Origin of the sequence: Phaeodactylibacter sp., assembly GCF_022763345.1 — a bacterium.
In the GTDB taxonomy this organism is placed as follows: Bacteria; Bacteroidota; Bacteroidia; order Chitinophagales; family Saprospiraceae; genus Phaeodactylibacter.
This window is the reverse complement of the sequence record NZ_JALEGS010000024.1, coordinates 108819-134138: the sequence shown is the minus strand read 5'-3', so window position 1 is coordinate 134138 and position 25320 is coordinate 108819. Positions and strand designations below refer to the sequence as shown.

The following is a 25320-nucleotide window of genomic DNA, read 5'->3' as shown; positions in this document are numbered from 1 at the left end:
ACGCTCAATGGGCGTGCCATATCAATGGCATCAGACGAAGTGTCATATATGTGCACTATTTGCTGACAAAGTGGCTTGTTGTTTTGGCTTAGATAATAACTTTCTGTGACAGATAGCTAGGGGAATCAAAAAACATGCAATATGTAAGCTGGAAAACATAACCTTCTATAATCTCATGCGTACATTTAAGGAATGGTGTGTCATTAGAGCATACAACACGGAACAAAGACAAAAAGTATTGAATCAAATGAACAGAATATATTTTGGGGTACTGATTGTAGTGATGGTCTTTTTAGGAGCATGCAGCTCGGATACCGACATTACCCCCGAGGGTGAGAAGCAATCGGGCAGCGAGAACACATCGGGCGTAGACAGCCTGTATTATTTGGCTTTGGGCGATAGTTATACGATTGGGGCATCGGTGGAGCCCAAGGAGCGCTTCCCTGAGCAGCTGACTGCCCGGCTGAATGCGGTGCATCAGGACTCCGTTTTCATCAAGAGCCCGGACATCATCGCCAAGAGCGGGTGGACCTCCTCAGATTTGTTGGATGCGGCCGAGCAGGCAGAAGCACTTAACCGGCCCTACGACCTTGTTACGCTGCTTGTCGGCGTCAATAATCAGTATCAACGCCTGCCCTTTGTGACCTTTGAACGCGACCTGGAAGACTTATTGCACTTTGCAATCGAGGCAGCTGCCGGCGACACGAGCCGTTTGGTACTGGTTTCAGTGCCTGATTATGCCTATACGCCCTTTGGGCAGAATTTTGGTGAGCCTGCGCAAATCTCCTCAGAAATTGAAAAGTACAATGGCTATCTGGAATTGCAAGCCGAGGTTTACGGCATTCCGTTTATCAATGTCACCCCGATGTCCCGTGAGGGCTTGCAAAACCCTGATTTATTGGCTGGGGACGGGTTGCATCCCTCCGCTAAAATGTACACAGGATGGGTGAATCTGATGATTCGGGATGCAGAAAAAGCTTTATCGCTTCAATAGTCCCCTTGCTTTCCCAACGTATTCCCAAAAGAAGTCTGAAATATCCGGCGTGAGCCTTAGTGCGATAATCGCCGTGCAGTAAAGCAAGGTGGCAATGCCTGAACGTAGGACAAGGTCGGCCAGGAAATGCCATTCCCAAACCGGAATAAGATAGTCTACCCCCAGGCAGGTCAGCCCTACGCCTGCCAGCCCCAGCATCCGCCAGGAGAAAGGGTGCATTTGATAATGCCGGTAGATGAAAGACTGTATAAAGACATTAATCAGCACGATCGTTAGGGCGGTAGCTAAAGCCGCCCCGGTGATGCCCAGCCAGTTGATGAAGAGATAGTTTGTGATGATCGTCAGGATAGCGGTGGCGCCTTTGAACAGGAGATCGTACCGGAAAAGCGGTGAATAGTTGAGCAACAATCCGTTATAGCCATTCGCTGCGTGTGCCAGCTGGCCCAGTCCCAGAAAGACCGCCACCATTTTACCCGTTTCAAAGCCTTCTCCGAGTATGGTGGAAATGTGATCCAGGTTGATCAGGATGCCAACATAGATTAGGATACCGACTGCCAGGTTGCTTAGCGCGAGGCGGCTGTACAAATCCTGAATCTCATCGAAATCCTCCCGTTTCCAGGCATCTGCCAGAAGGGGAGAAGCGATCTTGGCCAGCCCCTGATGCGGGATGATGATCACCTGCGCGAAAAACATATAGACCGTATAGATGCCCGCAGCTGCGTAATTGAGCAATGCAGGAATCATGAGGATGTCGATCTTGGTGGTGATTTTGCTGCCCAAGCTTGCAAAAACCGAGTAAAAGCTATAACTAGCGATCTCTTTAAAAACAGGCTTCCGGAATACTGGCCATCCGCTGCGCAGGTGCAGTTCGCCGATGTACCAGGTAAAGCCCAGCATACCTGCTATACTTGCCACAAACCGGCATACATAAAGGACGATAAAGGCAGACAAGCTGATATACCCGAAGCCATACGCCAATATAAACCCCAGTGCCAGCACTCTGGCAAAGACATCGCGGAAAAAGGTAGGCACTCTTGGCCGCAAAAGAGCTGCCAGGTAGTTTTCAAGCAACTCCAGGTAAGCTACCATCGCAAGAGCTACGAAGAGCAGATTGTAGTAGTCATCGACAAAAGTCTGTCCTTCATCGGTGCCATAAATCCGGAGCAGGAAGTCTTTGGCAAGATAAAGCACCAACCCGGTGGCCAATAACCCGAGGGTACGGAGCAGAAAGAGAAAAGACAGGTAGCCGCTGTGCTGCTCGTCTTTATTTTTGAAATATGGGAAAAAGCGGATGATCGTGGCATTGCTCCCGAAACTTGCCAGCAGTGTAAACAGCATGGCCAGTTCCATCAGCCAGTTGGTAAAGCCCAGCACCTCTTCGCCCACCATACGCGGGTAGAGGATGTTATTGGCAAAACCAATGAGCAAGCCGATGTACATAAACAGGCCGGAGCCAATTCCCTGACGCTTAATGCTTCCCATGCAGCAAAATGATTGAAACTGAGATGAACGTCTTTATACTGTGTACCGGAAGGAGTGGGTCTATGACATTCATCAGAGCCTGCCAGCACATCACCAACTACACGGCGGGCCACGAAACCCGGTCGACCCTTTTGGGCGAAGCCCGCGTGGCCTACCCGGATCAGCACATTGAGGCTGACAACCGCCTGAGCTGGATGCTCGGCAAGTTAGGTAAAAAATATGGCAAGGATGCGTTTTATGTGCACCTCAAGCGGGATGTGGAGGCTACGGCGGCGAGTTACAACCGCAGGTGGGCAATGCCTAGCAGCATTGTAAATGGCTATACGGAGTGTGTGCTTCTGAGGCCTAGAGAGCAGGGGGTCGCATTTTGCATTGACTACGTTCATACCGTTAATGATAATATTGACGTCTTTTTGGAAGACAAGCCCCATAAACTCACGCTTCAGCTGGAGGATATCGAGTCAGGCTTCAAAACTTTCTGGCAGGCAATAGGCGCAGAAGGCAGCCTCACAGAAGCACTTGAAACCCTAAGAGTGAGAAGCAATCCCTCCAGAAAAGCTTCATTGAAAGACCGACTTCGCTTCTGGGTCAGGCAATTCTAATAGATTTGTTTTTAAAGGCCTATTGCAGTATATTGTAGTGATTTTATTTTATTGCTCCCTCAATGAATTTTCTATTAAATGCAAAATCTAAACCTTGCGCTCACCTTAATTAGTATGCTGAGTCTATTTGTGGAAGCCAATCGGCCGGCTTTCAATTCCAGCTCCATGCAAATGGTCGAGATATGCGATGATGGTATTGATAATGACCAGGATGGTTTGATTGATTGTTTCGATAGTGATTGTTGCGGCAGTTGTGACGAATTTTACTATGACCCCTGCCTGATAGAATCAGATTCCTGCCTTGGTGCTCTGCCTTCCAGCGATTTTGAGATTGCATCATTTTGGACCTACTCAGGTGATTGGCATAATTATAATACACCAGTCTTTGGAGATATTGATAGTGATGGTGTTGTTGAAATCATTGGAAAGTCTGGTCCTTATCAGGGAGGTATTGAAGGTGAAAATGATCTTTTAATCCTTAATGGCGAATCAGGTTTGCTTGAAGAGGTTGTGTTTACTGACCGCATGCATTACACTTTTGATGGTCCCGCAATTGCAGATGTCGATGGAGATGGTTTCGCTGAACTGTTCATTGCAACTAGCAACGAAGGTGGTACGGACACGCCTTTAAGGCTAAAATGCTATAAAAACAATGGTACAGGGTATGATTTAGAATGGACTTCTGACGAGGTAATAGGCTACAACAATGATTTTCCCGGTTTAAGCCCAAATATTGTTGATTTTAACGGAGATGGCATTCCTGAGATATATGTACTTGATCAAATTTTCAATTCACTTACCGGCGAACGAATCCTATCTGGTAATCAGCAACTCAATTTCGGGGTGACTTTTACATCACTTCTCAGAGGTAATCCGATTGCCGCTGATGTCCTTTCTGGTTGTGTAGGTTGTGAAGGTGCTGAGCTGATTGCAGGAGGCCAGGTTTTTTCAGTTGACATAGAAAATGGGGTTTTAGCTCTTCAAACTGAAGCAGCTGTGAATTTTGATGGATATACCAGCCTGGCAGATGTTGATCTGGATGGAGATCTCGATGCGATTGTTAGCCACAGTAGCTTTTCAGAAGCATCAATATATGTTTGGGACCTGCAGACGAGTCAAGTCATTGCTCCATCATTTTCCGTTTTTAGTAGTGAGGGGAAAATGTCATTATCCACGGTTGGAGATTTGGATAACGACCTGATACCTGAGATAGCATTTAGTGTGCGAAACCGGCTCTATGTTTTGAGTTATCAATCGGGCAGCCTTAATATCCTTTGGGATGTTTCGACAACGGACTTATCCGGACAAGTCAGGTGTACCTTTTTTGATTTTAACTCAGATGGTACTAAAGAGGTTATTCATCGGGATGGCTCTCAGTTAAGGGTTTTTGACGGACCGAGTGGAACTGTCTTGTTTAGCGTTCCATGCAACTCTGGCACAGGGTGGGATACTCCGACCGTAGGAGATATTGATCAGGACGGTGAAGCAGAAATGCTCTGTTCCTGTGACGATGAACTCCGTACTTATGAATCAGGGACTTTTCCCTGGGCGGATACTCGAACGGTTTGGAATCAACACGCTTATTTCAATGTGAACATCAACGACGATTTGACCGTCCCTGCCTTTCAGCAACAGCACCATCTCATCAGCTTTCCACCGGATCTTAACACTTTCGTTAATCAATACAATAACCCCTATTTTTCTCTGCCTGATCTAACTCTGGAGTTTTTAGACTTTGAGTGCAGTTTGGATGGCGGAGTGCTGCAGGCTAGGGTTTGCAATGCTGGCTCGGAACCGTTAATAAATGAAAATGTGCCAATATCAGTTTATGCTGTGGACCCATCGGAAGAAATTCCTGATTTTATATATTCAGAAGAGTATGAAGTCAATTTAGGTTCGGGGGAATGTACTGTAATTGATTTAATCATTGACTTCGAAAATGTCCAGCCCACCGAGGTTTTTGGTATTATAAGCGATGAAGGGGCCGGGGTGTTTCCACTGACTGCCGATCAATATCCTTTGACGACACTGTATGAGTGCAATTATCAAAATAACGCCACCACTATTGCTACGGAACTTGAGCCCATCACTTTAGACCTTGGACCTGATTTGGATTTCTGTGAAAATGAATTTCCGGTTACGCTTTCGGCGACTGAGGGCTTTCTATTCTATAACTGGTCGAATGGAGATACTACTACTCAGATTAGCGCTCAAGTGCCCGGTCTTTATAGCGTTACTGTCATGAATACGTGCGGTACGACTTTTAGTGACGAAGTATTGCTAAATGGTATTTCATTGCCAGGACAACTGGATAATGAAATTATCATCTGTGAAGGAGATAGCTTACCGTTGTCTTTACCTGGGTATTCAACATACAGCTGGTCTCCACAAGACTTCCTAAGTTGCCAAGCTTGTAGTAATCCCATCGCAACACCAGATACTGCCATCAATATTTTTGTAGAAGCCCTTTCACCGGAAGGATGTTTATACTACGATTCTGTAAGTGTCGAGGTTATCTTCGAAGAACCACAGTTCGATACAGTTGGTCTTTGCGAATCAGATACTTTATTTCTCACAAATCTCACCGTCACTGCACCAGGTGACTACGAGCAAGTATTGCAGGCCGCAGATTGTGAGGTGACGAATTTTTTTCACGTTTTTCCCTTGGATACGGCACTTACGAGCATCAGTCGTAGTGCATGTCTGGGAGACACCATATCACTCGGTAATCAGCTTATCACAGTTACCGGTATTTACACAAATATCTGGTCAAACAATAATGGTTGTGACTCTACAGTAATTTTAGATGCCTTTTTTATACCACCTGTAGTTACCTATGAAGAGATTTTCTTCTGTCCTGGTGACTCCGTTTCTGTTTTTGGAAGTTTTGAATCAGTTGAAGGTATGTACAGAGATACCTTTTTGGCTTTGAACGGATGTGACTCCATACACGAAATTTCTTTAATGCATTATGATACGGCACAAGTTTCTTTTTCAGTGGTTCCCGCGTGCATGGGAGAACCTAGCGGAGAGATTTTTTTATCGATGGAAGGAGGGGAATTGCCATATGAAGTGTTTATCAATCAAGAGCAGGTTTTTTCTGATACTATAGAAGGGTTGTTCCCGGGGGAATATATTGTTGATGTTGTTGATGCAAACGGGTGCCTTTCCACCGCTTTGGTTGAGGTACCTAATTTTTCACTGGGAGCGGTAACCCTTGATGTTTCCGAAGCTTCATGTTTTGGAGCATTAGATGGAGCAGTGTCACTATCCGTATCTCCAGAACTGCCATTGTCCTTTCAGCTTAACGATGGAACGGTTCAACAGGAAGGATTCTATTCAGGACTTGCAGCAGGTGAATACGAGCTAAGTATGGTGTCTGAAACCGGTTGTGAAATAGATACCACTTTTGTAATTACTCAACCTAATCCTCTTCTACTTGAATTACCATCAGTTATTGAAGTGGAATTAGGCTGTGATATCGCGATTCCAACTCAGGCTGACTACGACAGAGCTGTTAATTTTTTCTGGACTCCCGCAGAAGGTCTTAGTTGTTCTGATTGTGAGTTTCCAACAGCATTTGTGTTTGAGAGTACAGATTATTCCGTGAGTATGGTTGATTCCGCAGGGTGCATAGCTGAGGCTCCAATTACTGTAGTTGTGACGAAGCCAAGGAAAATATATATTCCAAATGCCTTTAGCCCTAATGGCGATGGAGTTAATGATGTATTTTATATCTATGGCGGTAAAGGAGTGGAGCGGGTTGATAAGCTACTGATATTTGACCGTTGGGGAGAATTGGTATATGAAGCTTACAACTTTCAGGCTAGCGAGATGGGGTTAGGCTGGGATGGTACATTTGAAGGGGAAGATTTGAACCCTGGAGTTTTTACTTTTTTGGTTAAGGTCAGGTTTCTAGATGGATGGGTAGAAACGCTTACAGGAGATATTAATCTAGCGAAGTAGAGAAGTAAGGATTGCGATTGAGTTACCCAAACACCTTCCCCCGCATCCTATCTTTCCTAAACCGCCGGATAAACCGCCCCTCCTCCTCAGTCACGATAAATTCGTCTTGTTTCAGGAAGGACTGTATCCAGCCCCAGAGAACAGCCAGCCCGGTAATGCCATACGGCTTGTTCAGATAGCCGGCCTTGATGGCGCTGATAAGGGTGATGAAAAACCCGTAGCGCAGCCGGTACATACCATTGCCAACTTTGACGCGGATTTTCACGGAGCCGGTCTCTGCCCCCAGTACCCGGTAGTGCCTGACTTGTAGCTCCGGGTCGACCTGAATGCTCCAGCCGTGGAAGCGGGCCAGTAGTTCATCAGCGGTGTCCCAGCCGATAGAGGCCCGCAGCCCTCCAATTTGCTCAAAGCATGCCCGCCGGTAGGATTTGAAGGCGCCTTTAACATGATCAACATCCGAAAAATTCTCGTACACCCATTCCCCATTTTCTTCTATGGCAATGGTGCCGCCGGCGATGCCCAGTTTTGGGTCAGCCTGAAAGAGGGAAGCGATTCGCTCGAAATAGTGGGTGGGCAGGGTAAGGTCGGCGTCCAGCTTGACCAGAAAATCGTAGGCATCTTGAATTTGCTGATAGCCCAGATAGAAAGCACGTACGACTTTGGAGCCCGCCGCCCGCTGTTCCTTTTTATCGTTGTTGACCAGCTGAATCCAGGGGTAGGTTTGCTGATAGCCCTCCACGATTTCACGGGTGCGGTCCGTAGAGCCATCATTGACGATAACCAGGCGCTGTGGGATCAGCGTCTGCGCTGCAATGGACTCAATGGCGCGCCCAATGAAGCCCTCCTCGTTGTAGGCCGGCATGACGATGACATACTTCATATTACTTAGTCTTCACGGAAGAACAATCCATCAATCGTATTCACCCGGCCCGTGGTGAGGTCTACGCCTTCTATGTGGAAACTGTAGGGTTGGAATCCATGGTGCCGCGCGAGGTTCATGATGTCGTAAAACTGGAACTCAGTATTGTCGTAGATGGCATAAAGCGGGATCTCAATTTTCAATCCCTTGGCATTGGCCAGCGTCTCCGGCCCTCCGTCGAGCACTTGCTTTTCAAAGCCCTGTGTGTCAATCTTGAAGAGGATGCTGGCGTGGTCCAGGTCTTTGATATATCTCGGGAGGATGGTATCGATTTGAAACACCGGAACTTCTTCCTGCCGGACAATCCTCGACTTCTGATTGTGGGAAACGTAGGAATCCTTGATCGGCAAAGCTGAGCTGAAGACGGTATCATCAGACACGTTCATGGTGATGGTGCCGTCCTCAGCTCCGATAGCACAGCGCTCCGCAACCGTCCAGTTGGGGTAGGGGGCAGAGCGTTTTTCCAGCTCTTCCCGAGCGGCGGCTACCGGCTCGAAGGAGACAACCTTGCCCGAAAACCCAAAATCGTAAAGCGACTCCGCAAATTGCCCGGTGTTCGCACCGATATCCACCACGTGGGTGATGCCCATGTGCTTGCAAAGCATAGCGGTGCGCATCTCTTCGCTGGCGGAAGGGGTGAAACGCTTAAGCTTGAGGTAGAGCCCCGATTGTTTGCCCACGAAGCGCTTGGTGCGTTCCAGGGCTTTGGACTGCAAAATTTGCTGGAGCAGATTCATTGGTATGGTTTTGCGCTGTAATATGGAATGATTAAACCCCCTCGTGGATCACCACGGCCTCAATCTTATCGCCCTGACGAATATCGTCGATCACATCCAGGCCTTCCACTACCTTACCGAAGCAGGTGTGGTTGCCGTCCAGGTGAGCGGTATTGTCGCGGCTGTGGCAAATGAAAAACTGAGACCCCCCGGTGTTCCGTCCGGCGTGCGCCATAGACAGTACACCACGGTCGTGGTACTGATTGCCGCCATCAAGCTCGCAATCAATGGTATAACCGGGGCCGCCACGGCCGTCGCCATTCGGGCATCCGCCCTGAACGACGAAGTTGGGGATGACGCGGTGGAAAGTCAGGCCATCGTAGTAGCCGTCCTTGGAGAGCTTTACAAAGTTAGCAACGGTATTCGGGGCATCCTCGTCATAGAATTCGACTTTCATGGTGCCCTTTTCGGTCTTGATTTCTGCTTTGGTCACGGTAATTGTTTTTGATGGCTGGCAAAGGTAAGGCTTTTCAAATTAACCGCTAACGGACTGCACAATATTCCCCCAGTAATAGGTTTCGTAAAATGTTGTTGGAGTGGGGACCCGTCCTTCACGGAAGCATTGCAGCAGCGTTTTCGCAAATGCCGTGTAGTCTTCATCGGCTACCCGCCTAAGCTTTGGCCCGCAGGCTTCCGGGCGTACACCAAGCGCGCCGGTATAACTGGAGACTACGGTAGTGCCCAACGCAATCGCTTCCACCAGTTTAGTCTTTACTCCACCACCGGAATTGACCGGGTTCACCATCAGGTCAGCTGCCTGAACGTAGGCTTCAATGTCTTCTACATAGCCCAGGTACTCGACATTTTGGTAAGCCCTTAATTTGTCGTACTCCGCTGGCAGCCCGCCTCCACAGATCAGGAAGCGGTAGGGAAAATCTGCCATTTGCTGAAAGGCCGGCTCAATGTGCTCAATGATGCGCACCACTGCTTCCAAATTAGGCTGATAAGTTTGTGGCCCGAAGAAAATAATGAGGCATTCATCTTCAGCGTAGCCATGCTTTTGTCGGATACTTGCCCGGGCAGGCTGCCGCTCCGGTTGGCGGGGATGAGGCGTGCCGTAGGGCAAGACACTGCACTTTTCGGGCGAAAGCCCAAAGACCTGCTGCCCTGGCCCGACTTCATCCGGAGAAATGAAGTAAAGGTGATGCGCCAGCCGAAAAGCCAGCCACTCCACGGCGAAGACCAAAGGCCACCATACCTTTCCCAGGCTCCGGAACCGCTGGTACTCCAGGTTTTGGATGTAGATGGAAAGCTTTACCCCCTGCCTCTTGCACGGCCAGTAAACCAACAATGCAATGAAGGGCTGGAAGGCGATGCAGTGGCCCATACCATTTTCTTTGAAATACCGGCTAATACGGATAGCTCCGGCGGGTAGCACATAGCGGGCAATACCACTGCTTAGGAGGCCTTTCAGTTGGAATGGCGCAGCGTCATCTGCATTATCAGGTGTCGAAATAGCAGTGAGTCGGGTACGCTTCGACAGGAACTGGCACAGCCCGAATGCCGCTTTGTGCCCGCCGTTATGGGGCGGCACAAAGCGGTAAGGGACGACCACCGCGACGTGGCTATCCTTCCGCATTATTTTTTCTTCTTTTTGCGTTGGGTACGTGTAGTGGCAGGTTGAGTCTGCTTACTTCCTGCGTCTTGTGGTTTAGGTTCTGACGGCGGGTTCTGATAGAACTGATAGCCGGAGTACCCAACATAACCAATCAGGCCCAAAAGAATCAGGCTGCTGAAAATACGGGAAACCATAACGCCCCGGTCAAAGGAGGCCGGTGAAAATTCAAAAGTGATTTCGTGCTGCCCGGCAGGAATTTTCAGGCCCCTCAGCAGGTAGTTCACCCGGATGTGGTCTACCGGCTGCCCATCAATGTAAGCTTGCCAGCCTTTATCGGGACCGTACCAGACTTCAGAGAAGACAGCAAACTGATCGCCTTGTACGGTCGCTTCATAAGTCAGTTGGTTGGGCGCGTAGCTGGTCAGCTTGATCTGCCCTGCACCGGATGGAGACAACCCGGCAATATACTCCTTGAAATCCTGATGCACGACTGCCGTTGTTGCCAGATCGAAATCATTGAGCGCATCAATCTCAGCATTGGCAGAATTTACCGTTTGGAAATTGCTGATCAGCCAGGCATTGCCCAGGGCGTTTGGGTTTTGCTGTACCTGTTCCTGACCGGGCTGCCCGACGATGAAGTATTTGGTATTCAGCATATCCAGTACTTTCTGGTTGCCCTGACTGAGGTGGCGGTCGATCAGGTCCTGCGCCCTCTGCAGCTTCGCAGCATGGTAGCCTCCAATGGTTTTGTGGTAGTAGGAAGCCTTGGAGCTGTTGAAGGTGTTAATGGACGCATCATATACCCGGTAGTGCGGGTCGGTATCCTGCAGGATTTGCTCATCCACAGGGCGGGGTGCAAGGCCGGCAAAGTATTGCCGCTCGGTTACGAATAGGTCTTCATCCACATAGCGCCGGCCCACCGTCCAATGGTCAAATGTAATCAGCACACCCAGGCCGATCAGCAGGATGTTGAGCTTGATTTTTTCCTGTAGGTAGGCCCAGAGCAATCCGCCGCTGAGCAGCACAAGGATGAGCGTGCGGAAAGCATCCCCCCGCATCAGCGACTGCCGGTCAGCACGGACAGCACCGAGGTCAAAACCACTTTGCTCCAGCCGGGTGTCACCTGCGCCGTTGAAGTCGAAAAAAGAGGGGCCAAGCAAAGCAAAGAACAGGGCGATGGCAGCGGCTATCCCTCCGCCGATCTTGAGGCTACGCATAGCCTCCTCTTTGGTTACCTTTTTGTTGATGATCTTATGCAGCGTCAGGAAGCCCAACACCGGCACCAAAAACGCCGTGACACTCAAAATGGAGTTAGGCGTTCTGAACTTATTGTACAATGGGAAATAGTCGAAAAACAAACGGTTGAAGCCCTCCAGGTTATTGCCCATCGACAAGAGCATCGTAAGAAGGGTGCCCAGTCCAATCCACCATTTTACCGGGCCCTTGACCAGAAACAGTCCCATAAGGAAGAGAAAAAACACGATGCTCCCAAAGTAAATCGGCCCACTGGTGAAAGGCAGGTCTCCCCAATATAAAGGAGCCTTGAAGTTGGCAGGCAGGCGCGCGCCTTTGCGTCTCAAATCCTGGGCGATCGCAGAATCATCCCCAATGGCTTCCTGTGATCCACCACCGGCTACCCCCGGAATATAAGAGGCAAACAAATCAACGACTCCATTGCTCCATTGCATGGCATAGTCCCAGGCCAGGCCATCCGTTTCACTACTGGAAGAGGCGTCTCCGGTGGTTTCCAGAATCGGCTCCCCACGCATGGTGTCCTTTGAATATTCGTAGGTGATCCAGAGGTTGGAAGCTGCAGCGCCAAGGGCCAGCAGTCCACCCGCAATGAGCACGCCCGCTGCTTTAGCAAAATGGGGCATTTGGTTGCGCTTGATGTTGTGGACCAGCTCCGCAATACCAAAAATGAGCAGTGTAAGGGCGAAGTAATACGTCATCTGCACGTGGTTGGCCATGATATTAAGGCCCAGCCCCGTAGCGAATAGAATACCGCCCAATAGGTACCGTTTCCGGAACGCCATGAGCAGCCCCACCGTCACGATGGGGAGGTAAGAAATGGATTTCACCTTGGTTTCGTGGCCCGCCTCAAAAAGGATGAGGTTGTTGGTGGTCAGGCCAAAGGCAATAGCACCGATCACCGCCAGCCAGGGGTTAGCGCCCAGCACGACCATGAGCAGGTAAAACCCCGCCATAGCCAGAAAGAAGCGGCCAATCGGCGGCTTCATGCCCAGGGTCCCTATGTTGTCGAGGACTTTCAGGGTGTTGCCTTCGCTCACGGTGTTGATCTGATAGGTAGGCATCCCTCCGAACATGGCATTGGTCCACAGGGAGGTCTCACCAGTTTGTTCTTTGTATTCCCGGACCTCCTGCGACATGCCCCGGTACTGAATGATATCCCCCTGCTGGGGCATTTTACCTTCCAGCTGCGGAAAAAAGAATGCGGCACAAAGGGCGAAGAAAATGCCTAAGGCAATAAGGTGAGGAATGGCTTTCTGTAACATAATGGTTGTTGTTCTGGTCAGATGAAGTCTACGTCCACATCGTAAGGATACGTAATCAGGAAGTGGATCGCGCGGTCTATATCAAAGTTTTCAAATACGATTTTGTACAGCATATCGGTAATGGGCACCCGAAGTTTGTAGTGCCGGGCCAGCTTCCGGGCGATGCGGAGGGTACGCACGCCTTCCGCGAGTTCCGGCATGGTGGCTTCGATATCCTCAATAGCTTCGCCCTGGCCAAGGCGGTAGCCAAAGGTGAAATTCCGGCTGTTTTTACTGGTAGCCGTTGCCACCAGGTCTCCTATGCCTGCGGTTCCGAAAAAAGCACTGCTATCGCTGCCCATGGCGTTACCAAAGTAGACCATTTCGGTGAGCCCGCGGGTGATGAGCATGGCTTGAATGTTCTTGCCTAGCCCTTTGCCTTTTAGCATGCCTGAACCAATAGCAATAATATTTTTCAATGCACCTGCCAGTTCGGCCCCAAGCAGGTCGTAAGTGCCGAAGACATGAAAATGCTCACTGCTGAGCACGCGCTTTCCAAGGCTGATCACTTCGTCGTAGGCGCTGCCTATTACTGTAGCGGTTGGTTGGCCTTCCATGATTTCACTGGCCAGGTTCGGCCCCGATAGACAACCAACCCGCTGAACGACACTTTCCTGCAGGATCACTTCGCTCATGGTGCTTACATCGCTGCGTGACACGGGATTGCCGTCATCCACATCCTGAAAAAGGTGCTCAGGGGCATCAAACCCTTTGGTACCATGGATCAGAATATGGTAAGGGCGCAGATGAGGCCCCAGGCTGTGCATCATCTTGCGGAAGCTGTTTGAAGGGACGACCGGAAAGAGGAGGGTGCAGGATTGGGCCAGCTCCTGTAGATCGTTAGTGGCACGGACCCTTGGTGACAAGTCTACATCAAGGTGGCGGTGCGTTTCATTAATTTGCTGCACAAGCGGTGCCTGCCGGCTGTACAACAGTACGTCCACATTATACGCCAGGAGATTGGCAATTGCGGTGCCAAAGCTGCCTGCTCCAATAATTCCTACAGGTTGTTCTACTGCGATTGATGGCATGAAGCGCTGCTCTGATTTGGCGTAAATGTACACTTTTTTTCAAAGCTTATCGGAAGCCGATGAGCGTTGGCCGACAGATTAAAACATTCCTGGTGAAATCCCGTTTTGTTGCGTATGGTAAATTTATGGATTCCTACTTTATTGCTGATCGGTAGCATGGTTTATTCGCAGGATACCGAAAAGCCTGCTCCACCTGATCAACCGGCAGCCGGGCCAGGAGGCCAAAATTATGTACACGCTGAGGTAAAATTTTCAGATCACGCCCGTCGCCCGGATGGCTTTTGGTTGTTCGAACCTGCCTCGCCCGTACCGGAAAATGCCCCGGTGGTGGTATTCCATCATGGCTATGGAGCGATCAACCCTATGATTTACGGAGCCTGGATACGGCACATCGTCCGGCAGGGCAATATTGTCATATATCCACGGTATCAAAAAAATCTCTTTTTTCCCAGCTCCAAGCACTTTGTACCCAACGCCGCTAAGGGCATTCAATCGGCATTGAAGCTGCTGTCTGAGGAAGCGGGGCGGGTGCGCCCGGATACCAATGCTTTTTTTATGGCGGGGCACAGTTACGGCGGTGCCATTACAGCCCATATTGCTGCCCGCTACCCGGAACTGGGGCTTCCGCACCCGAAAGGGGTATTATTGTGCGCACCCGGTACCGGCCCCTTAAATGGAGGGCTGCTGGAATCTTACGAGGGCATTTCGCCTCAAACCCGCTTGGGGATTATCGTAAGCGTCAATGACTATGTAGTTGGGGAAGAACTCGGCCGTACGGTCTATCAAACGGCCACTCAAACGCCTTGCCGTTTTCTGATGCGGCAGTTCCCGGATAACCATGGCACTCCGGAACTTACAGCCGGGCACAATGAATGTTATGCTATAGACCCTGATTTCGATGGAGGTGTTGAAAACCTTTCTCTAAAGCGCGCCCGCCGGGTGGCACAGGAGAATGCTGCCGATTACTATGCCTACTGGAAAATGCTGGATGCCATGATGGCCTGCGAACTGCGTGGTGAGCACTGCGAACTGGCGAAAGGCTGTGGCCCTGAGGCGGCTTTCATGGGGCAGTGGAGCGATGGCTACCCTGTACAGCCGCTGGAGGTATGGGTACCGGAAGATACGGTGGCGCATCGTACGGACTAATCTCAAAAAAACCTATATTAGCCACCGAACTAAGCCTAAAGCACTATGCCAGAATTCGGAGGAATGGACCTCAGCACTTATCAGCCACAAGGCAAGAACTACCTCTACATCGTGGGCATCGATCAGTATACGGATATGCCCAAGCTCTACAACGCCCGAATGGACGCTGAAAAAATCAAAACGGTGCTGGAGGAAAAGTATCAGTTCAATGCTGATCTCACCCATTGCCATTTTGACGTGGAAGCGACCCAGGCCAATATCACTCAGCACCTCCGGAGCCTGGTGGATGTGATTGGCGAGGACGATAACTTCCTGATGTACTTTGCCGGGCACGGGGAGTACGACAAGGCTTTGGATGTGGGCTATTGGATACCTTATGATGCCCGCAAAAATCATATTGGCTCCTATATTTCATTTGATCTGATCACCCGCCTGATCCGTGCCATTAAGAGCAAACACACCTTTATTATAACGGATTCCTGTTACTCAGGCAGTATTTTTACCCAAAAGCGGGATACCAGTTATGTCGACCGCCTGGAAAGCATGCCGTCCCGGTGGTTGCTCACCGCCGGGCGCAACGAGCCCGTTTCTGACGGCCGGCCCGGACAGCACAGCCCTTTTGCGCAAGCGGTCCTGGCGGTCCTGAAGAACAATCAGGACCAGCGCTTGCGGGTTTCCATGTTTTGTAACATGGTGCTCGATGCAGTAGGGCAAAATGTAAAGGACCAGCTGCCACGTGGCGCAGCCTTGTACGATGTGGGCGACATGGGCGGCGAATTTATGTTCCGTCTGAAAGACTTTGCTTATGCACCCGTGCAGGAGAGACGTAGTTCAACACCGGAAGGTGTAACGCCAAACCGTGGAGGCAACTCCAATGTCCGTGGAGATGCTCAAGATAGCTCTGCTCCGAAAAAAGCCAAACCAACTACGCTCAAGGGATTGAAAAAACAGCTCAAAGGCTTCCTCGCTGCCGGCGAATTCGAGCGGGTGTTTGACACGCTCAACGACCTGATTTCCGATGATTCTTACCGGGAGACCGACATCATTATGCAGCAGGCCCGTTACAACCGCACCAAACGGGAGCAAAATCAAGGCACCATCCGTAGCGAATCTGCTCAGCTGACTTTCAATCAGATCCAATACGCCATGATTGACCTGGTGGACAGCCTGGAGGAAGAGGACCTCATCCTGGGTGAAGTGCAGGAAGAACAGCCTGCCCATTCCAATACCGGCAGGCAAACAACCCACACCCTGAGCGACCTTGAGCGGCAGGGGCTGGAGAATCAGGCAGCCTTGCTACAGCGGAAGCTAAATTCCTTTAAGCAGGAGCAAATTAAGGCTTTTGACCCCTCCATGAAATTTAATCTTGAGGAGCAAATCAAGGAAACGGAACATCAGCTGGAGGAAGTCCGGAATAAACTGCTGGGTTGATCGGTTTGTAAACTTCACGGATTTGGCCGTATATTGCTGCTATGTCCGATCAGCTCAACAAACCAGCACTAGCGGAGCTCTTTTACCAGGAAGTAAATAAGGTGGTCCGCAATGAGGAGATGCCGCCCGGTGATCAGATAGCGGCTTGCTACCGTTTGCTCACCCTGCTTTTTATAGAGTGTACCAAAGCTGAACGCATACAGTTTTCCACGCTTTTTGCCCGTATGGCCTATGTATGCCACCGCGATGAGGTGGACAAACGCTTGCAATTCTACCTGCATCAGTTTCGGAAACGCGCCCTGAAAGCCATGCGCCAACCCGATTCAGTTGATGACAACATCCGTGCGCTGGGGTTTAAGGTGTTGCTAGATATGATTGAGGCACTGCTGGATACTTCTCTGCCGGAGCATCTTCGAGGTGACTATCCGCCAGCCTGGCCCTCAGGTATGAAAGCCCATAAAGTGGAAAAGTTTATCCCGCAGGCAAGAGTAGTGGCACTTGAAGACGATGAGGCTGCTGAGCAACTCCTGGTGCGGGATGAAGCCCAGGCCGATACCGTTGTCTGGGTGCAATACAATGACGCCGACCGCAACGATAATTTCATGCCTACCATCGAAGCGATCCGCTCCGTTTTTGGCTTTCCTCTGGTGCTGAACCTGCTTGATGTGGAGGTGGACGATCAGGGATTTTACCATCCCCGCGCCTTTGTGGTGGAGCCGGACTACCTCATGGACGTGACCGCTGTAGCAGAATGTTTCCAGCCAGACGGTACCAATCCCTGGCCTTACCTGCTTAAGAAATATCTGCCCAAGGAGCCGAACAAATACCTCATGATCGGAAACATCGCCAACTTCTTCCTTGATGAGCTGATGAGCGATTCCGAGCTGCCTTTCCGGGAAGTCTTCCGGCAAACCTTTGTGAATAATCCCTTACAGTATTGCCTGTTCGAGAACCGGGAAGTCCGGGAGATTATGCAAAAATCGCAAAAGCACTTTCTCAACCTGAAGCAAATGGTAAAGGAGGGTTTCCGGGAGCAGGGCATTACCCCCGAAGATTGCTATCTGGAGCCCAGCTTTTACGCTGAGACCTATGGGCTACAGGGCCGTTTGGATTTGCTGCATCTTGGGAGCGACCGGGCAAGCATCGTAGAGCTAAAAAGTGGCAAACCTTTCATGCCCAATACCTACGGGCTTAGTGCGAATCACTACACCCAGACATTGCTGTATGACCTGATGGTGCGTTCTGCTTTCGGAAAATCGGTAGACCCCGCCAATTACATCCTGTACTCCGGGCAGGACGACCGCCAACTGCGCTATGCGCCCCGCATTCAGGCGCAGCAGTACGAAGCCCTGCAAGTCCGCAATCAGTTGGTAGCTATTGAACGGCTATTGTCTAAACTTGGAGACCCGGCATCGGGTGACCTGCTTGAGCAGGGCAACCGGTTATTTGGAAAACTCAGCCCCCGTCGGCAGAGCAACCTCAAGGGCTTTACCCGGCGCGACATGGAGGTCTTTGAAAAAGTGTATCAGGGCATGGGGGCAGTGGCCAAACGATACTTCATCGCCTTTTCGGGCCTGATTGCCCGGGAACATCAGTTGGCTAAAGCCGGAGCGCAAGGCATGGAGCAGGTCAATGGGCTGGCTTCGCTCTGGCTGAACAGCTTTGAGGAAAAACAGGCAGGCTTCGATATCATCAGCCACCTGACCGTTCAGGAACTGAATGCTCGGGAAGAAGAGCCCACTATTACTTTTCAGAAATCGGAGGACACCAACCCCCTGGCCAATTTCCGTACAGGTGATATCGCAGTCCTTTATCCACATCAGGAGGGGCAGGCAGTGCTGTCGAATCAGATTTTCAAATGCTCCATCATCCACATCAATAATGAGCAGGTGGTGGTCCGGCTGCGCAGCCGGCAGTTCAATACCCGGATTTTTGAGGAGCAGCCGTTGTGGAACCTGGAGCACGACTTGCTGGACAGCAGTTTCAATACCATGTACCGGGGGTTGTATACTTTTGCCAACAGCCCAAAGGAACGGCAGCGCCTGCTGCTTACGCAGGACCCACCCCGGGAGGGGATACCAGAAGACATACCCGTGAGCGCAGAGCTTACCCCCGAGCAGCAGGATATCTTCCGAAAAGCGCTGGCTGCCGAAGATTACTTTTTGCTTTGGGGCCCGCCCGGTACCGGCAAGACGAGCATGATGCTCAAGCACCTGGTGGGGTATTTGTTTGAGGAAACAGAGGAAACCTTATTATTGCTGGCTTACACCAACCGCGCAGTAGATGAGATTTGTGCCTCCATTGAACGGCTTCGCCCTGACATACGGCAGCACTACTTGCGTATAGGCTCCCGCTATGGCGCGTCCCCCGAATATCAGGGGCAGCTCCTGCAGGAGAAGATCAAAGGAGTGGAAGACCGGGAAGCATTGACAGCCATTATTAATAAGCACAGGATTGTAGTGGGTACGGTCTCTTCGGTAGCCGGCAAGCAGGAACTGTTGCTGCTTAAGCATTTCAACCGGGTGATCATCGACGAGGCCTCGCAAATCCTGGAACCTATGCTGGTAGGCTTACTGCCGCAGTTTGAACGATTTATCCTGATCGGTGACCATAAGCAGCTGCCCGCAGTAGTGGTACAGGACCCGGTGGTATCGGAAATTGAAGACCCGATGCTGCATAACCTTGGGCTGTACAACCTGCGAAACTCTCTCTTTGAGCGCCTCTTCAAGCGGTGCCGGGAGAACGGCTGGGACTGGGCCTACGCGCAGCTGAGCCATCAGGGGCGTATGCATGAGGACATTATGCGCTTCCCGAACCAGTTTTTTTACGATAACAGCCTGAAAATTTTGCCGGATTCTGTACCTGTAGCCCGTAAGCAAAAGCGGGCATTGTCTGTTGTACTGGAAGAAGAAGCCGATGAGCTCCTGCAACACCTTGCTTCCCGCCGCGTCATTTTTCTGCCCACCCCGGCCGATGACCGCAGCGCCACTCAAAAAACGAATGCTTTTGAAGCCGAAAAAGTGGGGGAGGTCATACGGGGGTATCAGCAGCTATTCCGGCAGCAGGGATGGCGGCTGCACGAGGGCAGCATAGGAGTAATAACGCCTTACCGGGCGCAAATTGCCCAGATCAAGTCGGTACTTGAAGAGCAGGGCGCGCCTCTGGAGCAATTAACAATTGATACAGTAGAACGCTATCAGGGTGGAGCGCGGGATGTGATCATCATTTCCCTTTGCACCAATTCCCTCAACCAACTGGCAATGCTTACTTCACTGTCTGAAGAAGGCGTAGACCGCAAACTGAACGTTGCCCTGACCCGGGCGCGCAACCATATTGTCATTATCGGCAACCCCGATCTGCTTAGTCGAAGTGATATCTACCGGGCCCTGATCCGGTACTGTGAGGAGCAGACGATAGAGCCATAAATTTGGTCAAGTATGCACAGAAACCTAAAAGCCCTCTTCCTGTTAAGCGTGGCCGTACTATTCGCTTTCTTCCTTTACCGAATTTTCTTTGACCGTTCTGCAAACGCCGGGCCAAAGCCCTTGCTCCGGGAGGTTGTGACGGTTGCCGGCGCCGATGATCACTCCGCTCTGATAGGTGCACAGAGCTACCTGCTCCAATGGTGGAATGCCTCCCCGAATCAGGCGGAGTTGGATGATTTTTATAATCTGATTGATCAATCTGAGCCCTTGGTTCTAACCATTCATGCATTAGCGGAACCCGGATTGGCCGACAGCTATGGCGCCAACCTGAATGCAACCCTAAGAGGGGATTACGACCAACGGGTTAAGCAGCTTGCAGGACGCCTGAAAGCCCACCGCGCGCCGGTTTACCTACGCTGGGGAGAGGCCATGGAAGTGGATGCGCAAGATTACCCCTGGCAGCTGAAGTACCACAAGCTTTATACAGATGCCTACCGGCATTTTGTAACCACTGCCCGAGCCGTCAATCCGGACCTAAAGTTCATTTGGGGCCCGGCGGGATATCCTGGGCTGGAGGAATACTGGCCCGGTGCTGACGTGGTAGATGTCATCAGTGTGGATGTAGCGCATGATTCAGAGGCACCACCGAAGCCCTATCCGCCTTATACCTCTCCGGGCGAGGAGCTGTACCGTGAAGTCCATCGCCTGCGTTTTTTTGATAAGCCTATTGCGGTATTTGCTGTAGAGGATGTACAGGCAACGGAGATTCAGGAAGGGCTTGAGGCGGCTGTTCAGGCACAAGCGCCGCTTGCGGATATCCCTCTCGGGATGGAAGCCATCAATGAGGAGGAAAAAAGCAATTTCCGGATAGGCGTTTATGACCCTAAAGACCGGCTGACCGGGCTTGATGGCGTAACAGTAGAGCATTTATTTGTCAACTGGGCAGATCTGGAACAGGGGCCATTTAGGAAGGACCTTCAGGATGCCTTGGACCGGGGGCACGAAGTGATTGTCACCGCCGAGCCCTTCAAAGATGCAGAAGCCAATCACGACCGTCAGGTGCTGTCCAAAATGCAGCATGGGCAGTATGACACCTACATCCGGGACCTTTACGAAATCCTGGCGCAGGCAGATCAGACCATTTACCTGCGCTTCGCTCATGAAATGGAAATTCCGATTGAGCGTTATCCCTGGCAAAGTCAGGACCCCATCGAATACATCATGGCCTACCGCTACTTTATGAATTTTCCGGATACCTTACCGGCAAATATCAAACGGGTTTGGGGACCGGCGGGCGACCGGGGCAGTATGGAGTTTTATCCTGGGGACGATGTGGTGGACTACGTCAGTATTGCCATCTACGGGCTACCGGACAAGAATATAACGGACCATGAGCAACAGGAGAGCTTTGAGCGGATTTTTAAGCGTAAACGGCACCGGGTAGCGCTTTCCGGAAAACCCCTGTTTATCACTGAGTTTGGGGTGAAAGGGCCGGAAGATTTTCAGGCTTTCTGGCTCCGGGAAGCGGCAGAGGTGCTGCGGCCACAGAAAGCAGAGATCTATGGGGCCTGCTACTTCAACCTCTATGATAATCCGGATGTATGGGGGGAAGGCATCCCCGCTCCGGACTGGAGTGTGGAGGCCGAGACCTTTGAAGCGTTTATTGCAACGCTGGGGGAGTAGATGATCATCGCTCTGAGCTGACATTTGGTAAATGGGCCAAACAAGGACGCCCGGCGAAGGGAGTGCGCCGGGCGTCCTGTTTGTTAACACCTGGCGCACTCCCTTCGCCGGGTGTTCTGTGATGCATAGGATTTACCCCAAACGCTCCACCGCCGCCGCAATCCGCTTCACTGCTTCCCGCAGTTCGGCTTCACTGGCAGCGTAGGAAATACGGAAACATTCAGGTGCGCCAAAGGCAGAACCGGTGACCACGGCAACGTGGGCTTCCTTCAACAGGTATTCGCAGAAGTCATCTGCAGTATTGATGGCAAAGTCGCCTGCTTTTTTCCCAAAGTAGGCACTGATGTCCGGGAAGATGTAGAAAGCGCCCTGCGGCTTATTGACTTTCATGCCGGATATCTTGCTCAGTTCCTCGATCATCATATCCCGGCGCTTCAGGAAAGCGGCTTTCATCTCTTGGGTGGGCGTCATATCAGAAGTCAGGGCATGAGCACCTGCCATTTGTCCAAAAGCGGTTGCACCAGAGGTGAACTGCCCCTGTATTTTAGCGCAGGCACTGGCAATCCACTGTGGGGCACCGATGTAGCCCAGGCGCCAACCGGTCATGGCAAATCCTTTGGAAAAGCCATTGACGGTAACGGTGCGGTCTTTTACGTTTTCGAAAGAGCCGATACTGACGTGCTCATCGGTGAAGTTGATGTATTCATAGATTTCATCAGAGACGATGTAAATATCATCCCGCTCGGCAATGACATCAGCAATAGCCTGTAGTTCTGGTTTGGTGTAGACAGAACCGGTTGGGTTGCAAGGAGAAGAGAACAGCAGGATACGTGTACGTTCTGTGAGAGCCTCCCGCACCTGATCTGCAGTCACTTTGTAATCCTGTTCGATACCGGCGCTTACCAGCACGGGCACGCCGCCTGCCACTTTGACGATCTCAGAGTAGGAAACCCAGTAAGGGGCAAGGATGGCCACCTCATCGCCTTCGTCCAGCAGGGACATACAAATGTTGGCAATAGACTGCTTAGCACCGTTGGAAACCACGATCTGGCTCAGGTCAAATTCCAGCCCGTTGTCGCGCTTGAACTTCGTCTGAATGGCTTTGCGCAACTCCACCAGGCCAGGGACCGGCGTGTATTTGGTGTAACCATCATCGAGCGCTTTTTTAGCGGCTTCCTTGATGTGGTCAGGGGTGTCAAAATCGGGCTCGCCGAGGCTGAGGCTGATGACCTCGTGCCCTTCTGCGGCCAGGTCGCGGGCCATCTGTGCCATTTTAATGGTGGCGGACTCTTCCATTTCCAGAATGCGCTGAGCGAGGTGCGTCTTTGCTGCCAATGCCATTTGCTTGTTGTTTTTGCATTAATAAAATCGAAAAATGACGGCTGCAAAATTAGATATTTTACCAATCCATTCCACTTTTTTTGAAGGGATTAGAGCTGAGGGGGCAAAATTTGTTACAAAAAGAGCCTGGGATAGCCAAATGTCCATTTTTTTCTATCTTCGGTCCAAATACGAACGCGATTCATGAGCAAGAAAAAACAGGGTACAAAGAAGAGCGCTGCCACAGCCAAGAGTGTGCCAGCTGCACCGCCAAAGGCTTCTGCGATCACGCCGCCTGAGCGCCCCCAGGACCCATTGCTGAAGAAGATATTTCAGTTTTCAATTATTGGTATGGTCCTGCTGGCTGGTTTGTTGTCGTTAGGTACCGGTATCAACGGGGACGATGAGTACCAGGTGGACTACTCTGAAAAGCTGGTGGATTACTATACTTCCTTTGGTGCGGATACGGCAGCGCTATACATCGAGAAGGGAAACATGCACTACTACGGCGGCTTTTTTGACCTGACCACCGGACTGATCAACGCTGCTCTTGGATTTGATGAGTTTGACACAGGCTACCATCAGGTGCGGCATCTGTTCAATGCGCTTATGGGCATGCTGGCGGTATTATTCGTAGGGCTGTTTGTCCGGCAGATCGCCGGGTGGCGGGCCGCTGTGCTGGCTATTTGGATGTTGTTCCTGTCGCCCCGTTTTCTGGGGCATAGCATGATGAATCCTAAAGATATACCGTTTGCAGCTGGCTTTGCCGTTTCGCTCTACTATATGGTGCGGGTATTCCGTACGCTGCCCAAGCCGGACTGGCGCAACGTGCTGGGGCTTGCTCTCGGCATAGGGCTGGCACTGGCTACCCGGGCGGGCGGGCTTTTGCTGATTGCCTACCTCGGGCTTTTTGCCGGGCTGGATTTTCTGTTTAAATATGGTGTGAAAGGCCTGACCACACAGACCAAACTCGTTGGGCAGTACCTGGCCTGGTGCCTCGGCGCTGCGGTAGTGGGGTACATCGTAGCTGTCTTGTTTTGGCCGGCGGCACTGGTGGACCCAATTGGGCACCCATTAGCTGCATTGACGGAGTTCGCCCAACTTGGTGTGAAGATCCGGTTGTTGTTCGAAGGGGAGAACGTAATGTCTGATGATACCGCCTGGTCTTATCCGCTGGTTTGGATTGTGAAAACGATTCCGCTCTATGTGCTGGTGGGCTTCCTGGGCAGTTTGTTCCTGCTGCCCCGATTGCTCAGCAAGTACGATAAAACGGCTGTTTTGCTGGCTTATTTTGCTACTGTTTTCCCGGTCGCCTATATCATTTACAAAGACTCTATTCTGCACGATGGCTGGCGGCACCTTATGTTCATTTACCCGAGCATGATCGCAGTAGCGGCCCTGTTTTGGATTAGCCTGGAGGATTTGTTTGCCAATAAGAAGCCTATGCTTTATGGTCTGTATGGTATTCTTGGGCTAATGGCGGTTGAGTCGACCCAGTTTATTATTCGCAATCCACACTTGTCCTATGTGTACTTTAACCCTATTGGTGGTGGGCTGAAAGGCGCTTTTGGTACCTATGAAACAGACTATTGGGGCATTAGCGTTAAGCAGGCGATCGACTGGATGGAAGACGAAGGTATTCTGAGTGAGCATATGCAGGATACCATTCGGCTGGCTACTACATTTTACTATCCGGCCAGCCGTCAGACCCGCGAGCAGTTCAACGGCAAAGTGAAGATGGAGTATGTGCGCTTTAGTTCCCGCTACGATGAGCCCTGGGACTACGCTATTTTCCCTTCCCGCTTTATCCGGGGCGCTCATCTGCGGTCGGGGAACTGGCCGACGAGCAAGTCCGTGCATACCGTGACGGTCAACGGCGTACCCATTGCCACGATTGAGAAAAACGAAACCCTAGCGGCCTACAATGGCCAACAGGCGATCAAGCAAAGCAATTGGCAGGAAGCGATCCGCCAATTTACGGCAGAGGTACAAAACCACCCCGACAATGAGATTGCCTGGATTGGTTTGTCTAATGCATACATCAATACCCAACAGTACAATGAAGCGCTGAATGCAGCTCAAAAAGCCCTGGAAGTCGCACCCGATGTAGAATCCGCTATCCTGTATCAGGGATTGGCTTACCTCAATACCGGGCGGGCATCTGAAGCGTTGCAGACTTTCGATTATGCCACCCGCGTCAACGATGAATATTTTGCAGCTTACTACTACATGGGGCTTATCCATCAGCAACAGCAACGTTACCGGGAAGCTTATGAGAATGCACAAAAAGCCATAGAAGCCAATCCAAGGTTCCGGGCCGGCTATCAGCTGGCTGCTCAGGCTTTGCAAGCATTAGGAGACAACCAAAATGCGCAGCGCTACCTGGAAGCAGCACAAAAGTTATAAAATACTAATTTTGCGGCTTTTCAACC

General features: G+C 50.9%; 16 protein-coding genes. 8 read left to right on the top strand and 8 right to left on the bottom strand.

Annotation, left to right across the window (positions count from 1 at the left end; genetic code table 11):
* The first annotated feature begins 247 nt into the window (after positions 1–247).
* Positions 248–994, top strand: coding sequence for an SGNH/GDSL hydrolase family protein (locus MRY86_RS07060; protein WP_293566897.1), 747 nt, complete (start codon positions 248–250; stop codon positions 992–994).
* On the opposite strand, the gene MRY86_RS07055 is transcribed toward MRY86_RS07060, so the two are convergent.
* On the bottom strand, positions 980–2476 hold the full coding sequence (locus tag MRY86_RS07055; protein WP_293566898.1) for an oligosaccharide flippase family protein: 1497 nt from the start codon (positions 2474–2476) through the stop codon (positions 980–982). The two genes, MRY86_RS07060 and MRY86_RS07055, sit on opposite strands and share 15 nt — an antisense overlap.
* Positions 2477–2538: 62 nt before the next feature.
* Between MRY86_RS07055 and MRY86_RS07050 the strand changes: the two genes are divergently transcribed.
* Complete coding sequence (locus MRY86_RS07050; protein WP_293566899.1) at positions 2539–3078, top strand: hypothetical protein; 540 nt, start codon at positions 2539–2541, stop codon at positions 3076–3078.
* Between the two features lie 165 nt (positions 3079–3243).
* Entirely contained in the window at positions 3244–7044 is a 3801-nt protein-coding gene (locus MRY86_RS07045; protein ID WP_293571139.1) for an FG-GAP-like repeat-containing protein, read from the top strand.
* A gap of 22 nt (positions 7045–7066) precedes the next feature.
* On the opposite strand, the gene MRY86_RS07040 is transcribed toward MRY86_RS07045, so the two are convergent.
* Genes MRY86_RS07040 through MRY86_RS07015 form a run of 6 tightly spaced genes read right to left on the bottom strand, consistent with a single transcriptional unit; the run spans position 7067 to position 13883 of the window.
* Entirely contained in the window at positions 7067–7924 is an 858-nt protein-coding gene (locus tag MRY86_RS07040; protein ID WP_293571137.1) for a glycosyltransferase family A protein, read from the bottom strand.
* Between the two features lie 5 nt (positions 7925–7929).
* Positions 7930–8700: an FkbM family methyltransferase gene (locus tag MRY86_RS07035; protein WP_282779937.1), complete on the bottom strand. Its 771-nt coding sequence runs from the start codon at positions 8698–8700 to the stop codon at positions 7930–7932.
* A gap of 31 nt (positions 8701–8731) precedes the next feature.
* Positions 8732–9172, bottom strand: a complete 441-nt coding sequence (locus MRY86_RS07030; protein WP_293563149.1) for a peptidylprolyl isomerase — start codon at positions 9170–9172, stop codon at positions 8732–8734.
* Positions 9173–9214: 42 nt separating this feature from the next.
* Entirely contained in the window at positions 9215–10318 is a 1104-nt protein-coding gene (locus tag MRY86_RS07025) for a glycosyltransferase family 4 protein (protein ID WP_293563150.1), read from the bottom strand.
* Positions 10318–12813: a YfhO family protein gene (locus MRY86_RS07020; protein ID WP_293563151.1), complete on the bottom strand. Its 2496-nt coding sequence runs from the start codon at positions 12811–12813 to the stop codon at positions 10318–10320. Before MRY86_RS07020 ends, MRY86_RS07025 begins: the two co-directional genes overlap by 1 nt.
* 17 nt (positions 12814–12830) lie before the next feature.
* Positions 12831–13883 carry an NAD(P)H-dependent glycerol-3-phosphate dehydrogenase gene (locus MRY86_RS07015; RefSeq protein WP_293563152.1) on the bottom strand — a complete coding sequence of 351 codons (1053 nt, stop codon included), beginning with the start codon at positions 13881–13883 and terminating at the stop codon, positions 12831–12833.
* A gap of 114 nt (positions 13884–13997) precedes the next feature.
* On the opposite strand from MRY86_RS07015, the gene MRY86_RS07010 reads away from it, so the two are divergent.
* From MRY86_RS07010 to MRY86_RS06995, 4 genes are read left to right on the top strand one after another with little or no spacing between them, the layout of a single operon-like run.
* Positions 13998–15029, top strand: coding sequence for an alpha/beta hydrolase fold domain-containing protein (locus MRY86_RS07010; RefSeq protein ID WP_293563153.1), 1032 nt, complete (start codon positions 13998–14000; stop codon positions 15027–15029).
* Between the two features lie 45 nt (positions 15030–15074).
* Positions 15075–16460 carry a caspase family protein gene (locus tag MRY86_RS07005; protein ID WP_293563154.1) on the top strand — a complete coding sequence of 462 codons (1386 nt, stop codon included), beginning with the start codon at positions 15075–15077 and terminating at the stop codon, positions 16458–16460.
* Between the two features lie 41 nt (positions 16461–16501).
* Positions 16502–19885, top strand: coding sequence for an AAA domain-containing protein (locus MRY86_RS07000; RefSeq protein WP_293563155.1), 3384 nt, complete (start codon positions 16502–16504; stop codon positions 19883–19885).
* A 12-nt stretch (positions 19886–19897) separates the two neighbouring features.
* Positions 19898–21568, top strand: a complete 1671-nt coding sequence (locus MRY86_RS06995) for a hypothetical protein (protein WP_293571135.1) — start codon at positions 19898–19900, stop codon at positions 21566–21568.
* Between the two features lie 132 nt (positions 21569–21700).
* On the opposite strand, the gene MRY86_RS06990 is transcribed toward MRY86_RS06995, so the two are convergent.
* Positions 21701–22909, bottom strand: a complete 1209-nt coding sequence (locus MRY86_RS06990) for a pyridoxal phosphate-dependent aminotransferase (protein ID WP_293565553.1) — start codon at positions 22907–22909, stop codon at positions 21701–21703.
* 183 nt (positions 22910–23092) lie between these two features.
* On the opposite strand from MRY86_RS06990, the gene MRY86_RS06985 reads away from it, so the two are divergent.
* Positions 23093–25294, top strand: a complete 2202-nt coding sequence (locus MRY86_RS06985; protein WP_293565551.1) for a tetratricopeptide repeat protein — start codon at positions 23093–23095, stop codon at positions 25292–25294.
* Positions 25295–25320 lie beyond the last annotated feature (26 nt).